This window comes from Streptomyces sp. NBC_01306, assembly GCF_026340465.1.
In the GTDB taxonomy this organism is placed as follows: domain Bacteria; phylum Actinomycetota; class Actinomycetes; order Streptomycetales; family Streptomycetaceae; genus Streptomyces.
This window is the reverse complement of the sequence record NZ_JAPEPC010000001.1, coordinates 1,818,616-1,833,449: the sequence shown is the minus strand read 5'-3', so window position 1 is coordinate 1,833,449 and position 14,834 is coordinate 1,818,616. Positions and strand designations below refer to the sequence as shown.

The following is a 14,834-nucleotide window of genomic DNA, read 5'->3' as shown; positions in this document are numbered from 1 at the left end:
TCACTGCCGTGTCACGAATCTGTTCTGGCGTCTCCGACTGCCTTGACCAGGCCCTCTGCGAGGCCCAGGGCGTTCTCTCGGAAGAATCCGGTCCTGGTATGGAATGCTTCCTCCGGTCCGAACATGCTGCATACCGAGACGAGCACGGAATAGATGACGTGCAATTCCTTGACCGAGTACGTGTGTTCTTCCAGGCCGTCGAGGCTTGATTCTATTTGGGTGATCTGATTCTTGGTGAAACCGGTTCGAATCAGAACAGCTTCCTCTGTCCTAAGGTTCGTCACGGGCTCGATTGAACCTGCGAGGAGGTCTCGCTGCCACTTGGTGAATCTGACTGCGAAGCCATCACCCCTGCGGGCCACAGTCGGGATTTCTCTCCTCACGACTTTATCCCTCAGTTTTCTGCAGGACGTACCTGCCTTCATCCACAAGCTTTTTGAACTTCGCGTAGTCGTACTGATACGCGTGGATCATGTAGGAGTTCTCGACTACGAGCGTGCCTCGTGCTTGATCGTACGCGACCCGGGATCCTTGCTTCACGTCGTTGTAATTGAGGCGACCGCGCCAATCAGCGAGATAGTCACCGAGGGCGGTCAGGTTGTGGCCGATCCCGGGGATCTCGTGATCGAGAGCGGTTGCGCTACCGTCGTGCATTCGGTCTGCCATCCAGTCCACTCCATCAGCGACATCCTGCCCATGAGTGTGTTCGATTTCCGCGTACAGCTCCTCGCTCAACTGTCCGTCACAGTTGTGGACGAGAACCGGCGTGGATCCGGCGAGGACGTAAAACGTGTGGAGGTCAGCAACGGTCAAGTCCCAGACCGCCTGCGGTACATGCACGGTCCGTACACGCACCACAGAGTCCGCAGGGCCTGCGGCGGGGGAACGAAGACGGTCACGGGGATGCAGGTCGGATGCCAGTACCCATCCACTGCCCGGCACGTACAGCCGGTGTCCCGGTGTGGTGCGGACTCGTCCGCCGTCCGCCGTCGTGATGTCCACGAACTGGTCGGCATGATGAGAGAAGGTCGCGGTGACCTGTGCGCTCCGGGTGGCGCCTGTGTTCGGATCGGTTGCCAGCAGTTGGTCGCCATCGGAGATCGTGTCGATCGCCCTGGACGTTCCGTCAGCCAGCAGAACCCGCGTGCCGGCGGGGAAGCTGTTGACCTTGCACCCTGTGGCCAGCTCCCTGCCTTCTGTCTTCGCGATGCCGGCGATCGCGTCTTCGGAGAGGCCAACAGCCTTGAGGCCTTTCCAGGCGTCTCCGATTCCGATGCCGGTCCTGAGGGAGGCATCGAGAGCACGAACTGCTTCGGCAGCCGCAGCGAGCGCCTTACCGCCGACGAACCAGGTTGCGGCCCATGCGCAACCTGTGAAGCTTCCGCTCTCGCCGCCGGGCGTGATTCTCTGGGCGCATTCGATGAAGTCGCCGAGAAGGATCTTTACCGGGTCGATTCCCGCATTGAACTCAGCCATCGAGAGGGTGTGCTTGACCTCATAGGTCTGGTCCTTGAGTGGCTGGGATCCCAGGAACGCTGTGTCCGGGGCCGGGCACCCGGACTCGGTTGCGGGCATGTCCTCGGCAGTGCACAGGTAGAGGTCGATGATCGCGTTGAAGTGGATCTTTGCGGTGATCGTGCAGTCGCCGGTGTGAACGATCGGGTTGCAGTTGTCCTTCTTCAGAACCTCCGGGTCGCCGATTGTCTCGATGTGATCGACGACGTAGAACACATTGCCGATGCCGGTGGTGGCCCCGTTCGTAATCTGGTCGTTCTTGCCCTGGGCCTCCGACCTATCGGCGGCGTCCTGGGCTTCCTTGGCGTACTTGGCGGCATCCTTCGCGGCCTGTTCGGCTTCGGTGGCGGCAGCGTCGGCGCGGTCGGCCGCTGCGCGCGCGTCCTTCGCTGTCCCCACCGGATACGCGGGTGGCGGCCTCGGCGGTCTCGCCCGCCTTCACCATCGCCGCAAGAGCGGCAGATGCCCCCTGGGTGACCTGCGCCTTCTGCTCTCCGACCAGCAGGCCACGGCCCCGTGGCGCGCCGTTCTTGTCCGCGACGGCGTACGCGGCGGTCTCGGCCGTGTCCGAGGTCGTGGCGGCCGTCTTCGCCGCTGCGGCCTGCACCTTGAGGGCGGCGAGCTGCTTCTTCGCGGCCGCCTGGGCGTCGGTGACGCCCTTGGTGGCCTGGTCGAACTGTGCCTTCGGCGGAACCTGACCGGTGTGCCCGGACGGCTTGATGTCGAACTGCTGCGCAGCGGTGTTGTTGCACGTGTACAGCTGCGAGTTGAGGCCGTCGGCGAACGTGTGCAGGTCGAGGCACTTGCCGGTACCGACGTTCTTCAGGCTCGTAGTGGCGTGGAGGTTGTACTCCCAGGTCTGCGCCGGGTTTTCGTGGCACCCCCAGATCTGGATCTGCGTGCCGTTGACCGCGGCGTTCCCGTTCACGTCGAGGCACTTGTTGGAGTTCACGTTCTGCAGGTGAAGACCCACATCGTCGCCGTACACCCGCCACGCCTGCGCCGCGGAACCGTTGCATGTGTACACCTGGACCGGGGTGCCGTCGGTCTTCGCGGCACTCTGCACGTCCAGGCATTTGCCCTTCGCCGCGTGCACCTCGATCACCCCCGGGGCGTCGCCGATCCATCCGGCACCGCCCGGCGACCAGTAGTCCTGCCAGCGGGCGAGATGGTCAGCGATCCAGGACTGGCCCAGCAGCTCGCCCAGCGCCTTGGCCCCGGTGGCGAGGGCCTTCGTGGCCGTGGCGTTCGCGTCCAGGACCTGGTTGCGCTGCACCTGCTGGGAGGCGATCTCCTGCTGCCACTCCGCGGCAGCAGTGGCCGATATGCCTCCGAGCACCTTGTCCGGATCGACCGGGTCACGCCACGCACAGCCGGCGAACCGGGACTTCAGATCCTCGACGGCGATCCGGTACTCCGCGCTTCCCGGTTGCGGAGCCGTGTGGGGGAAGCCGCCGGACGCAAGGAAGATGCGAGCGTCGTCCGCGCCCGCGCTCCCGGCCGGCTCTCCCTGCAGCCATTCGAAAGCATCGTGTTCGGCAACCGCACGGTCCCAGTCGTCTTTCGACAGGCCGGTGGGGTCGGGGTCCTTGCCGTAGAGCGGAGCGCCGACGGCGTTCACTGCCTTCAGCGTCTTCGCATCAGCCTGGGGGTGGAGTCCTGGTAGAAGTCGCTCTCGTTCTTCCAGAAGTGGTCGGCGATCCAGGGGCTCAGACCCGTCTGGGAGTAGAAGTCGTCCGTCCCGCTCCCGGGTGATCCCGGAGCCACTGGAAGTCGGCGTCGGTGAAACCGGCCGGGCTCTCCAGGCCCGAGAGCGGCTTCTGCCACGCGCCCGGCCGGGCGCCAAGGGTGTCCAGTTCCTTGCCCGCCGCCTCGCGGTCCGCCGTGTACGCGGTGGCGAGCGGAGTCTTCTGCCAGTACTGCCGGTCGGCCAGTACCCGCAGCTGGTCCGGGGTCTGGTTGAGGCCACCCTGTGCGGTCTTGGCCATCGACGGGCCGCCCAGACGCGGCACATCGCCCATCAAGCACTGGTCCTGACGGAGCTGTTCGGCAGCCGTGTCCTCGTACCAGTTGTACGAGTCACTCGCCGACTCGGCACTCCGTCCGAGATCCAGCAGGTCCGGGCGCACGGTCAGTCCGCCGAGAACGGCGAGGGCGGCCACGGACGTGACCACCGGGGTCAGGATTCCGGATCTTCGAAATCCGGGCATACGGAACCACGGTCCTGGGCGCAACGGAGTATCCCTTCGGAGGTGATGGGCACACCGAAGGGAGGCAGGAGGGACCGCGCTTGGAAGAAGCGGGCCTCCTCAGGCGCTGTGTGCGGCCCCCCCCCGGAATGCCAGTTCGGTCAACGCCACCGGCGGGGTGCGTCAACATCCCCGCCGAGGCGCGGAACGCGCTATAGGCACAGGTCAACGGACTGCTGCAAGCGATGACTACGGCGTTGACTCGATCGCATCAGCGAGTAGATGGACCTCTGTGAACGGGTAACTCCCGTGCGCACACTACGGATTAGCTGTGAGAAAGTTGTGAAGGGTGTGTGAGGTGAAAGCCTGGGTCCGGGGACGGAACTGACCGAAAATCGATCTCTTGCGAGCGGGAATCCCACGCCGCTCACCGCGCCTCCCGATGACGCCCTCGCGTGCCCGGCCCGGCCCCGGCCGCCCTACTTCGCCAGCAGCCCCGAGCTGACCCACAGCCTGCGCCCCGCGCCCCGCAGTACGCCGATGTCGTCCAGGAAGTCCGTCAGCCGCTTGGCGCCGCTCTGCATGACCTCCGCGCGGTGGCCGCTCGCCTTGACCTGGGCCACGGCCTCGCGGCGGTCCAGGCCGGTGTTCGTGTACACCTGGGGGTTGATGAAGCAGGTGGAGAAGACCCGCGCCGCCTCGCCGCAGCTGAGCCTCGTGAAGTGCTGTTCCCAGCGCGGCGCGGTGACCATCTGGCGGCGCAACTCCTCCCGTGCGTAACGGACATGGCGCGCCTCCTCGACCACATGGATCCGGGTCACCCCGCGGACCAGGGTCTGTACGCGCTCGTCGGGGAAGGTCAGCCGCTGCATATAGTCGAGGATCTCCTCGCCCAGCAGGGTCGCCGCGAAGGAACCGGGGGTGGTCGACACGGTCTTCAGTACCCGCGCCAGGTTGTGGTACATCCGCGGGACCGGGTACGACGGCGCCCCGCCCTTCTGGATCATCCTTGCGAACATCATCGAGTGCCGGCACTCGTCGGCTATCTCGGTGAGCGCGTACCGCACGTGATTGCTTGTCACCGACTTGTCGTAGATGTGCCGGACGAGCAGCTGCATCAGGATGATCTCGAACCAGATGCCGAGCGAGGCGAGCGAGGCCGCTTCGTGCCGGGCGAGCTCCATCCGCTGGTCCTCGGACATCTTCCGCCAGAGCGGGGTGTCGTAGAGCGATACGAGCTCGGGCGGCCAGAACCACTTGCCGTCCTCGACGGGGGCCACCCAGTCCAGTTCCTTGTCCGGGTCGAAGGAGTGCTTGGCGGACGATTCGAGGAGGCGCTCGGCCACTTGTTCGCGGTCCCTGAGCAGGCCGAGGGCGTCACGGAGCACTTCGCGTTCGGTCGCTGTCGTCATCTCTGAGGTACCTCGCGCTTGGGGTTACCGGTGGTCACCTCTTATAAGACTGCTTGTCAGTAAGATGGTCAATCCCTTGCGCGCGACTTGTTGACCCGGCGTCTACCAACGTGTGAGCCTGCCAGGTATGTCGACGCATGAGCTCTATACCAAGGGACCGGCCGAGCCCAACTGGCAGATACCCGCGTCGGGTTCGGCCCGTTTCAGCTGGGAGTACGACGAAGGGCGCGACCGGCTCCTCGCCCTGTACCAGAAGGGCAAGGACAAGCAGTGGGACGGCGCGAAGCGTATCGACTGGTCGCTCGAAGTGGACCCGTACGACCCGCTCGGTACGCCCGACGAGGCGATGACCCTGTACGGAACGCCCCACTGGGCGAAGATGACCGAACGCGACCGGGGCGAGCTGCGCAAGCACTACACGTCCTGGCAGTTCAGCCAGTTCCTCCACGGTGAGCAGGGCGCGATGGTGTGCGCGGCCCGGATCGTGGAGTCCGCACCCGACATGGACGCCAAGTTCTACTCGGCCACCCAGACCATGGACGAGGCCAGGCACGCCGAGATATACGGCCGCTTCCTGCACGAGAAGATCGGGATGCTCTACCCGATCAACGACAATCTCCAGGCACTGCTCGGCGACACCCTGCGCGACTCCCGCTGGGACATGCCGTACCTGGGGATGCAGGTCCTCATCGAAGGTCTGGCGCTCGCCGCCTTCGGCATGATCCGCGACACCACCGACAAGCCGCTGCCCAAGCAGATCCTGGCGTACGTGATGCAGGACGAGGCCCGCCACGTGGCCTTCGGGCGGATGGCGCTCCGCGACTACTACAAGCAGCTGACCGACGCCGAACTGCGGGAGCGCGAGGAGTTCGTCATCGAGGGCTGCTACCTGATGCGCGACCGGCTGCGCGGCGTGGAGGTCCTGGAGAACTTCGGCATCGCGAAGAAGGAGGCCGAGGAGCTCTCGGAGCAGTCCGAATTCCTCACGCTCTTCCGGCAGTTGCTGTTCAGCCGGATCGTCCCGTGCGTCAAGGACATCGGCCTCTGGGGCAAGCGGCTGCAGAAGGCGTACGTCGACATGGGCGTCTTCGAGATGGGCAACTCGAACCTGGACCTGCTGATGTCGCAGGACGAGGAGATAGCCGAGCAGCTCGACCGGGAGCGGTTCGCGCAGGAGGAGCAGGAGCGGGTCGCCGAGGTGGAGTCGGCGATCGCGGACGGAGCCTGAGGCGCTGCCGCTCCGGCGCTGGTGCTGTTGCCGCCGCTCCGCCGACGCGGGGCCGGTGCTGTTCCGGTGTCCCGTTCGGGCCGGTGCTGTTCCCGTGTCCCGTTACGGGTCGGTGCTGTCCCCGTATCCCGTATCCCGTATCCCGTTACGCGCCGGCGCCGTCCCCGTCTCCCGTCACAGGCCAGAGCCCTCCGGGCCTCCCAGGCCTTCCAGGTCATCGAGGTCATCCAGATCGTCCAGGTCCACGGACCACTGCTGGGGCTGCGCCTGTGGCCCGGTGAGGAGTTGCTCGGCCCAGATGATCTTTCCGTGCGGCGGATACCGAGTGCCCCAGCGCTCCGCGAACTGCGCGACGAGATAGAGCCCGCGCCCGCCCTCGTCCATAGCCGCCGCCCGCTTCAGATGCGGTGAGGTACTGCTGCTGTCGGCGACCTCGCAGGTCAGGGTCGCACTGTGGAGCAGCCGCACGTGGATCGGGGCGGTGCCGTAGCGGACCGCGTTGGTGAGCAGTTCGCTCAGGATGAGCTCGGTGTTGAACGCGATCTCGTCCAGGCCCCATTCGCCGAGTCTGCGGGCCGCCTCTGACCGTACCGTGGCGACCGCCGCCGGATCGGCCTCCAGCTCCCAGTCCGCGACCGACGACGGGTCGAGCAGCCGGGTCCTGGCCACGAGGAGGGCGACGTCGTCCTCCCGGTGCGAGGGCGACAGCGCGTCGAACACACTCCGGCACATCTCCTGCGGCTCCGTGTCGAGCCCGGCCTGTTCCTCCAGGGTGGTGCGCAGCAGTTCAAGGCCCACATCGATGTCCCGGCCGCGCTCCTCCACCAGGCCGTCGGTGTACAGCACCAGGCTGCTGCCGGCGGCCAGGTCGAGCACCGCGGTCTCGAAGGGCAGGCTGGCGGTGCCCAGCGGCGGACCCAGCGGGACGGCCGGGAACCGCGCCGTTCCGTCGGGGCCGACGAGCGCCGGGCCGAGGTGGCCGGCGCTGGCCACCGTGCAGCGGCCCGACACGGACTCGTAGACCGCGTACATACAGGTGGCCCCGGTGACGACCGTGCCGTCACCCAGCGAGCTGTTCCCCTCGTCCATGGTGAGGACCAGGTCGTTGAGATGGCCCAGGATCTCGTCCGGGGACAGATCCAGCGAGGAGAAGTTGTGGACGGCCGTACGGAGCCGGCCCATGGTCACGGCGGCGTGCAGGCCGTGCCCCACGACATCGCCGATGACCAGCGCGACCCGGGCGCCGGGCAGCGGGATGACGTCGAACCAGTCGCCGCCCACCCCGGTCCGGGCGGGAACATAGCGGTGGGCCACGTCCAGGGCCCGGTTCTCCGGCAGATCGTGGGGGAGCAGGCTCTGCTGGAGGGTGACCGCCGTGGTGTGCTCGCGGGTGAACCGGCGGGCGTTGTCGACGCTCAGCGCCGCCCGCAGGGCCAGCTCCTCGGCGAAGGAGAGGTCGTCCTCCTCGTACGGCTCACGCTCCACGGCGCGCCAGAAGCTCACCAGACCCAGCACGACCCCGCGCGCCGTGAGCGGCATCCGGATCAGCGAACCGAACCCCTCGTCGACGGCGCGCAGGCCGCCGGACGGGTCCTGCTGCCGCCAGTCGTACGCCCCGGGGAGATCGACCTCCAGAGTGGGCTCTCCGGAGGCCAGATACTGCGCCAGCGGGGTGCCGGGCACCACGTCGATCCGGGTGCCGGCCGGGTCCAGCGCATCGCTGTCGCGGACACCGCGCACGGCAGCCCGCCGCATCGAGGTGAAGGCGCCGCCGGGCTCCCCGCCGGACAGCACGGGCTCCGTCAGATCCACCGTGACGAAGTCGGCGAACCGCGGCACGGCCACTTCCGCCAGCTCCTCGGCCGTCCGCACGGCGTCCAGCGATGTGCCCACCCGCCCGCTCGCGTCGTACAGCAACTGCAGCCGTTCCCGCGCCACTTCGGCGCGGCCGGTCAGGGCGCGCAGTTCGGTGGTGTCCCGCAGGGTCACCACTCTGCTGCCGAGTCCGGCGCGGGTCCGGGTGCGCCGCATATTGACCGCCAGCAGCCGGTCCCCGGTCAGGTGTACGGCGTCGGTCACCGCCTCGCCCCGGGTCAGCAGCCGCTCCATGGCCGGGGCGAGCCCGAGGTCCGCGACCCGGTCCAGCTCGGCATCGGGCGACAGGGAGAGCAGCCGGCGCGCCTCGTCGTTCGCCAGCAGGATCTGCCCGTCGCTGCCGATGATGAGCACGCCCTCGCGCACCGCGTGCAGAACGGCGTCGTTGTGCTCGTACATCCGGGTCATCTCGGCGGGTCCCAGACCGTGTGTCTGGCGGCCGAGCCGGCGGCTGACGAGCGCCGCCCCGATGGTGGCCAGGGCGAGTGCGGCCGCGGCGGTGCCGAGGAAGAGCGGCAGCCTCTGGCTGACCAGATCCGTCACATTGCTGATCTCGATCCCGGCCGCGACCAGGCCGACCACATGGCCGTGGCCGTCGAGCACGGGGGCGACGGCGCGCACGGCGTCGGACGGGGCCCCGTAGAAGACCTCGGTGAAGGGGTGCCCCGCCACGGCCCTGCTCAGATCACCTGAGGCCCGCTTGCCGATGAGTGCGCGCTGGGGGTCCGTGTAGCGGATCCCCTGGGTGTTCATCACGGTGACGAAGTCGATGTCGGCCGCTTTGCGGGCGCCCTCCGCCAGCGGCTCCAGTACGGCCGTCGGATCGCGTGAGCGCAGCGCCCGCGGCAGCCCGGGAGCGTGGGCGAATGCCTCGGCTGCGGCCAGCGAGCGGCTCCGCGCCCCGCGCACACTGTCGGACCTGGACTGCAGCACCAGCACCGCAGCGGCGGCTGCGACCAGCAGGACGATCAGCACCACCTGCATACCGAACACCTGCATGGCGAGGCTCCGGCGCAGCCCCCAGCGCGACGGGTGCGGCACGGGGCTCCGGCGGTGTGCGGTCACCCTCGTTTCATAGCATTGATCCCTTAGTGGGGCGAAGCGGACCAAGCGCTCCTTTCCATGATCGACTCGGCGGCCCGCGCCATCTCCACCAGCGAGGCGTCCTGCCCGGGTGCCGCGACGATCTGCAGCCCCACCGGGCACCCGTCAGGCCCGAACCCTGCGGGAATGCTCGCCGCCGGATGGCCGCTGAGGTTGAAAGCCCAGGTCAGCGAGGTCGAGTACCGTTCGCCCGGTCCTTCGTGGCCATGCGGCCGATTCGGTGTCACCGGTGTGAGCAGTAACGGGGCGCGGGCGAAGAGGGACGCCAGCCGGTGGTCGTTCTCCGCGCGGACCGCCGTGGCCAGGTCCGGCTGCCCGCCGCGCACCGCCAGCCAGGCGTCGCACGGGTCGAGCAGGTCGTACGAGGTGGCGTCGAGGCGTACGAGACCGGCCGCCGCCATCCACTCCACGGCCCGCCTCGCGACCCGTTCCACCTCGTCGTCCACCGCGGCGAAGCCCAGGTCGGCCGACCAGACGGCGGGCACCGGGAACTCCGGCAGGGACGGTTCGTACCGGCCCGTCACCGCGCGCAGATACGCCTGCGCCCCGTCGGCGCCGGCCGCCAGGACACCCGCCGACGCCAGCCCGGTCCTGTCCGGCGACGGCAGCAGCCCCGCCGTCGTCCTGAGGCCCAGCACGCCGCACCACGCGGCCGGTATCCGCACCGATCCCGCACCGTCGCTCCCGGTGGCCAGCGGGACCATGCCGGTGGCCACCGCCACCGCCGACCCGGCCGACGAACCGCCCGGGGTACGGTCCGGGCGCCATGGATTGCGGGTGGGACCGTGTGCGCCGAGACCCCAGGTCTGCCAGTGCGTCCCGGGCCCGGGCACCGCCGTCGAGCCGACCGGGACGGCGCCCGCGGCCCGCAGCCGCCGGGCCGCGTACCCGCGGATGCCGGACGGGCCCTTCACCGCGAACGGAACCCCGGAGAGCGGCATCCCGGAGAGCGGCATCCCGGAGAGCGGAACCCCGGAGAGCGGAACCTCGGAGCGCGGCGGCCCGCCGTCCACCGGGTGGTCCGCCGGGCGGCCCGGTGACGGGCCGCCCGGCGGCGCGTCCGGCCAGACCTCGGTGAAGGCGCTGAGCGCGGGGTCCAGCCGTGCGATCCGTCCCAGCGCTTCCGCCACCGCCGCGTTCATCGCCACCACCTGCGTCCCCCTCGTCCCACCCGCGCCGGCTGCCGGTGCCCGCCCGCCGGCCTCGCCGTCAGTGTCCCAGTGCGGCCTGCATGACCGCCCGTGCGATCGGGGCCGCGAAGCCGCCGCCCGTGATGTCGGCACGGTGGGCCGACGCGTCCTCGACCACGACGGCCACCGCGACCGCCGGCTGGCTCGCACCGTCGGCCTTCGCCCAGGAGATGAACCAGGCATACGGCGTACCGGCGTTGTTGACCCCGTTCTGCGCGGTGCCGGTCTTGCCGCCCACCGTCGCGCCCGGGATCGCCGCGTTGGACCCGGTGCCCTGGGTCACGACGTCGACCATCATCTGCTGGAGCTGGACAGCCGTGGAGGCGTCCATCGCCCGGCGGTAGGACTTCGATCCCGTGCGGCTGACGACCCGGCCGCCCCTGGCGCGGGTCTCGTCGACCAGATGCGGGTACATCAGCTCGCCCCCGTTCGCGACGGCGGCCGAGACCATCGCCATCTGCAGCGGTGTCGCCGAGGTGTTGAACTGCCCGATCGACGAGAGCGCCAGCTGGTCCTTGCTCATGTCGGTGTCGAAGTTGCTCCTGGCCACCCCGGAGGGGATCCTCAGGCCGGCGTCGTTGAAGCCGAACTTCCCGACCGCGTCGTCCATCCCGCTGAGCCCGACCTTGACTCCGAGGTTGGCCATCACGGTGTTGCAGGAGACCTCGATGGCGTACGCGAGTGAGGCGTTCCCGCAGCCGCTCGCCTCGTTCGGCAGGACGGTCGTGGTGTTGGGCAGCGTGTACGGATCGGGGGTGTCGGTGTCCGCGTTCATATCGGTGACCACGCCCGAGTCGAGGGCGGCCGCCGCCGTCACGATCTTGAACGTCGAACCGGGCGGATAGGTCTGCCGGATGGCCCGGTTGAGCATCGGCTGGTCGGCGGAGCCGGTCAGCCGCGACCAGGCGTTGCTGACGGACGGGCCGGTGCCCGACAGGTCCCCCGGGTCGTACGAAGGGCTGCTGACCAGCGCCAGGATCTTCCCGGTCGACGGCTCGACGGCGGCGACCGCGCCACGCCTGCCGCCGAGCCCGTTGTACGCGGCCTCCTGCATCGACGCCTTGATGGTGGTGGCCACGCTGCCGCCCGGCTGCTGCGCGCGGGTCAGTTCGTTCCAGAGCGGGAAGGGGGCGAGCATCGAGTCGGTGCCGGACAGGATGCCGTCCTCGGCGTTCTCGATCAGGGTGGTGCCGTAGGTCTGCGACGCGTAGCCGGTGACCGGTGCGTACAGCGGTCCGTCGCGGTACGTGCGCTCGTACCGCAGTTGCTGGCCGGTGTCCTTCGACCCGGTGACACTGTGCCCGCCGACCAGGATGTTGCCGCGCGGCTCGTGGTAACGGGCAATGGTCTGGCGGCGGTTGGCCGGGTTCTTGTCCAGCGAGTCCGCCTGGAACACCTGGATTCTGGCGGCGTTGGCCAGCAGCGCGACCAGGAGCAGCAGACAGCAGGCGGCGGCACGCCGGATGTAGCGGATCACGACTCGTCCTCCACGATCGGCGCGATGATCCCGGTCTCCACGAACCCCGGATCCGGTCTGCGCGCGGAGTCGCTGATCCGGATGAGCAGCGCCACGATCACCCAGTTGGTGACGAGCGAGGAGCCGCCCTGGGCGAGGAAGGGCATCGCCATACCGGTCAGCGGGATCAGCCCCATCACCCCGCCCGCGATCACGAACACCTGGATCGCCAGGATCGAGGAGAGACCGATCGCGAGCAGCCGGCCGAAGGAGTCGCGGAGCGCGAGCCCGGCCCGGTAGCCGCGGGCCACCGCCAGGGCGTACAGCAGGAAGACCGCGGCGAGCCCGGCGAGCCCCAGCTCCTCGCCCGCCGTGGCCAGGATGAAGTCGGACTTCACGGCGAAGCCGATGAGGATCGAGTGGCCGAGGCCGAGACCGGTGCCGAGGATGCCGCCGGCCGCGAAGGCGAACAGCGACTGGGCGAGCTGATTGGCGCCCTGGCCCGCGTCGATGGAGGCGAAGGGGTGCAGCCAGTCCTCGACGCGGCCGCGGATATGGGGTTCGAGGCTGCCCACGACGAACGCGCCGAACGCGGCCATCACCATGCCGATGGCGATCCAGCTGAGCCGGCCCGTCGCCACGTACAGCATGATCACGAACAGGCCGAAGAAGAGCAGCGAGGTCCCGAGGTCGCGCTCCAGGACGAGGACGCCCACACTGATCAGCCAGATCGCCAGCACCGGTGCCAGCACGCGCATGGTGGGCAGTTGGAGCCGCCAGATCCTGCGGCCCGTGTACGAGAGCGCGTTGCGGTTGGCCGAGAGGTACGAGGCGAAGAAGACCGCGAGCAGGATCTTGGCGAACTCGCCGGGCTGGATGGAGAAACCGCCGACCCGGATCCAGATCTTCGCGCCGTTCACCGCCGGGAAGAAGATCGGGATGATCATCAGGGCCAGGGCGGCGGCGACCGAGAGGTAGGTGTACTGCTGAAGGACCCGGTGGTCGCGCAGGAAGAGCACACAGCAGATGAACAGCGCCACGGCGAGCGTGGACCAGATCAGCTGGGTGGGGGCCGCGCTGTTGCCCGGGGTCTCCAGGTCGAGACGGTAGATGAGCACGAGGCCGATGCCGTTGAGGAGCACGGCGATCGGCAGCAGCAACGGGTCCGCGTACGGGGCGCGGAAGCGGACGGCGAGATGGGCGAGGAGCGCCAGCAGGCCAAGACCCGCACCGTAGTTCAGGGTGTCCGCCGGTACCGCGTCGTTCTTGGCGAGTCCGACGTCGATGTAGCCGTAGACGGAGATCAGTACGGCGCCGATCAGCAGCACCAGTTCGACGCCCCGACGCTTCGGCAGACGTAGTTCGGGCGGGGGAGCGTCCGCCGTCGTTGCGGTCATGCCAGGCAACGTAGCAAGACGGTGACGCTATGTCCGTTAATGTCACCGTGCGCCGATGGGGAGCCGGTGCCGCGCGCGGCGGGGGCGGTGACCGGACAGCTGCGGGACGGTGCAGGTGTGACGCTGTGTCAGGGCCGCCCGGACCCGCGCCGGGCGGCGGTGCGGCTCACCGCTGGTACGGGTTCTGGCCCTGCTGCTGCGGCGTGGGCGGGCCGTATCCCTGCTGCGGGCCCTGCGGCTGGCCTGCGCTCTGTGCGAGAAGCTGCTCGGCCTGCTCCTTGGTCGCCCGGTTCTCGACACCGCAGAAGGTGCACTGCGTCGCGTACTTGGTGGAGAACGGGAAGAGCGGCACGAAGAACAGCGTGAACTTGGTGACGCGCTTACGGAGTGTGTGCGCGGACGGGTTCCCGCACTGTCCGCACACCAGCGTCAGTATGGCCAGTTGGTAGAGATAGCCTCTGCTGCCAAAAATGATCATGATGGGTCCCCTCCTGGTCGGTAATCGCGGTACACCGTAACCGGGTTCTTGCCCCTGCGGCGCCCGGGCTGTTCCCATGGTCGGGGTGGGGTGATGCGGCATGGCGGAACTCAAGGTGACACCGGGGCGGTACCAGGGCCGGACGCGGCTGTACGTCACGCTGCCGGGAGGCCCGGCCGCTGCCTGGTACGACCGGGAATCGGGCCAGGTCAGCCTGGTGCTGGACGAGTACAGGGCCGAGGTGCTCGACGCCCTCGCGCCCTATCTGAGCGGGGACCCCGAGGTGGGCCCGCCGCCGGTCCCCACCCCGGCGGAACTCGCGCTGCTCACCCTGCACCCCGACGACGACCTCGCACCCAACCGGCCCGGCGAGGCGCTGCACGCCGCCCTGGCGGGGATCGCCGTCTCCCGTTTCCGGCCCGCTCCCCGGCGCGCCGCGCTCGACGCGCTCACCGCCCAGGAGGCGCTGGGGGCCGAGCTGGACACGCTGGAGGGCGCGGGGTGGCGGGTGCTGCACTCGGTGCCGCTGCCCGGCGGCGGGCATATCGGCCATCTCCTGATCGGCCCGGCCGGGGTGCTGTCCGTGCGGACGCTGTACGCCTGGAAGCGGACGGTCCGGATCGCGGATCCGCTGGTCGCGGCCGGGCGCGGACAGCCGGAACCACAGCTGCGCTGGGCCCGCCACGAGGCGGAGCGTGCAGCGCTGGCCCTGGCCACGGCGGTACGTCCGGTGCTCGGGATCGTCGGCGCGGCACGGGTGGAAACGGCGGCGCGGGGCGCCGGGGAACGCGGCGGCCCCGGCGCCTCCGGGGCCCGGCCGGGTCAGGCGTGGCTGCTGCGGGACGGCGGGCAGGTGGGCGTACGGCTGCTGCGGGACGGCGAGGTGGGCGCGCTGGCCGGGCTCGGCGGTGTACTGAAGCCGGCCGACATCGAGTCGCTGTACGCGACGGCCCGCGACCGGAGGACCTGGCTGCGGGTGTGACCGGGCGG

The 14,834-nt window shown here is 69.2% G+C and carries 12 protein-coding genes; 2 read left to right on the top strand and 10 right to left on the bottom strand.

What is annotated here, in order from left to right; translation table 11 throughout:
• Nucleotides 1–11 precede the first annotated feature (11 nt).
• From OG385_RS07775 to OG385_RS07755, 5 genes are all read right to left on the bottom strand, one after another.
• Nucleotides 12–425 (bottom strand): hypothetical protein, encoded by a 414-nt coding sequence (locus OG385_RS07775; protein WP_266853094.1) that lies wholly within the window; start codon nucleotides 423–425, stop codon nucleotides 12–14.
• The gene (locus OG385_RS07770) at nucleotides 388–1,476 is read right to left on the bottom strand and encodes a Hint domain-containing protein (protein WP_266860703.1); all 1,089 of its coding nucleotides are present in this window, start codon (nucleotides 1,474–1,476) and stop codon (nucleotides 388–390) included. Before OG385_RS07770 ends, OG385_RS07775 begins: the two co-directional genes overlap by 38 nt.
• A gap of 316 nt (nucleotides 1,477–1,792) precedes the next feature.
• On the bottom strand, nucleotides 1,793–3,136 hold the full coding sequence (locus OG385_RS07765) for an RICIN domain-containing protein (protein ID WP_266853092.1): 1,344 nt from the start codon (nucleotides 3,134–3,136) through the stop codon (nucleotides 1,793–1,795).
• A gap of 88 nt (nucleotides 3,137–3,224) precedes the next feature.
• Nucleotides 3,225–3,689 carry a hypothetical protein gene (locus tag OG385_RS07760; RefSeq protein ID WP_266853090.1) on the bottom strand — a complete coding sequence of 155 codons (465 nt, stop codon included), beginning with the start codon at nucleotides 3,687–3,689 and terminating at the stop codon, nucleotides 3,225–3,227.
• Between the two features lie 494 nt (nucleotides 3,690–4,183).
• A complete protein-coding gene (locus OG385_RS07755) occupies nucleotides 4,184–5,116 on the bottom strand; it encodes a diiron oxygenase (protein ID WP_266853088.1) in 933 nt (310 codons plus the stop codon).
• A 127-nt stretch (nucleotides 5,117–5,243) separates the two neighbouring features.
• Between OG385_RS07755 and OG385_RS07750 the strand changes: the two genes are divergently transcribed.
• Nucleotides 5,244–6,344 (top strand): ferritin-like domain-containing protein, encoded by a 1,101-nt coding sequence (locus OG385_RS07750; RefSeq protein WP_266853086.1) that lies wholly within the window; start codon nucleotides 5,244–5,246, stop codon nucleotides 6,342–6,344.
• 174 nt (nucleotides 6,345–6,518) lie between these two features.
• Here the strand turns inward: OG385_RS07750 and OG385_RS07745 are convergent, their stop codons facing one another.
• The 5 genes from OG385_RS07745 to OG385_RS07725 all read right to left on the bottom strand — a co-directional run bounded on the left by OG385_RS07745 (nucleotide 6,519) and on the right by OG385_RS07725 (nucleotide 13,844).
• On the bottom strand, nucleotides 6,519–9,218 hold the full coding sequence (locus tag OG385_RS07745; RefSeq protein ID WP_266860701.1) for a SpoIIE family protein phosphatase/ATP-binding protein: 2,700 nt from the start codon (nucleotides 9,216–9,218) through the stop codon (nucleotides 6,519–6,521).
• Between the two features lie 89 nt (nucleotides 9,219–9,307).
• Nucleotides 9,308–10,465, bottom strand: a complete 1,158-nt coding sequence (locus OG385_RS07740; protein ID WP_266853084.1) for an amidase — start codon at nucleotides 10,463–10,465, stop codon at nucleotides 9,308–9,310.
• 67 nt (nucleotides 10,466–10,532) lie between these two features.
• Nucleotides 10,533–11,990: a penicillin-binding transpeptidase domain-containing protein gene (locus tag OG385_RS07735; RefSeq protein WP_266853082.1), complete on the bottom strand. Its 1,458-nt coding sequence runs from the start codon at nucleotides 11,988–11,990 to the stop codon at nucleotides 10,533–10,535.
• Nucleotides 11,987–13,366 (bottom strand): FtsW/RodA/SpoVE family cell cycle protein, encoded by a 1,380-nt coding sequence (locus tag OG385_RS07730; RefSeq protein ID WP_266853080.1) that lies wholly within the window; start codon nucleotides 13,364–13,366, stop codon nucleotides 11,987–11,989. Before OG385_RS07730 ends, OG385_RS07735 begins: the two co-directional genes overlap by 4 nt.
• A 166-nt stretch (nucleotides 13,367–13,532) precedes the next feature.
• Entirely contained in the window at nucleotides 13,533–13,844 is a 312-nt protein-coding gene (locus OG385_RS07725; RefSeq protein WP_266853078.1) for a zinc-ribbon domain-containing protein, read from the bottom strand.
• A gap of 100 nt (nucleotides 13,845–13,944) precedes the next feature.
• On the opposite strand from OG385_RS07725, the gene OG385_RS07720 reads away from it, so the two are divergent.
• Nucleotides 13,945–14,826, top strand: a complete 882-nt coding sequence (locus OG385_RS07720; protein WP_266853077.1) for an NERD domain-containing protein — start codon at nucleotides 13,945–13,947, stop codon at nucleotides 14,824–14,826.
• Nucleotides 14,827–14,834: the final 8 nt, after the last annotated feature.

What these genes read in the sequence shown, in the direction of transcription:
- OG385_RS07775 (WP_266853094.1), bottom strand. Translation starts at nt 425, where the DNA reads ATGAAGGCAGGTACGTCCTGCAGAAAACTGAGGGATAAAGTCGTGAGG.
- OG385_RS07770 (WP_266860703.1), bottom strand. Translation starts at nt 1,476, where the DNA reads ATGGCTGAGTTCAATGCGGGAATCGACCCGGTAAAGATCCTTCTCGGC.
- OG385_RS07755 (WP_266853088.1), bottom strand. Translation starts at nt 5,116, where the DNA reads ATGACGACAGCGACCGAACGCGAAGTGCTCCGTGACGCCCTCGGCCTG.
- OG385_RS07750 (WP_266853086.1), top strand. Translation starts at nt 5,244, where the DNA reads ATGTCGACGCATGAGCTCTATACCAAGGGACCGGCCGAGCCCAACTGG.
- OG385_RS07745 (WP_266860701.1), bottom strand. Translation starts at nt 9,218, where the DNA reads ATGCAGGTGTTCGGTATGCAGGTGGTGCTGATCGTCCTGCTGGTCGCA.
- OG385_RS07740 (WP_266853084.1), bottom strand. Translation starts at nt 10,465, where the DNA reads ATGAACGCGGCGGTGGCGGAAGCGCTGGGACGGATCGCACGGCTGGAC.
- OG385_RS07730 (WP_266853080.1), bottom strand. Translation starts at nt 13,366, where the DNA reads ATGACCGCAACGACGGCGGACGCTCCCCCGCCCGAACTACGTCTGCCG.
- OG385_RS07725 (WP_266853078.1), bottom strand. Translation starts at nt 13,844, where the DNA reads ATGATCATTTTTGGCAGCAGAGGCTATCTCTACCAACTGGCCATACTG.
- OG385_RS07720 (WP_266853077.1), top strand. Translation starts at nt 13,945, where the DNA reads ATGGCGGAACTCAAGGTGACACCGGGGCGGTACCAGGGCCGGACGCGG.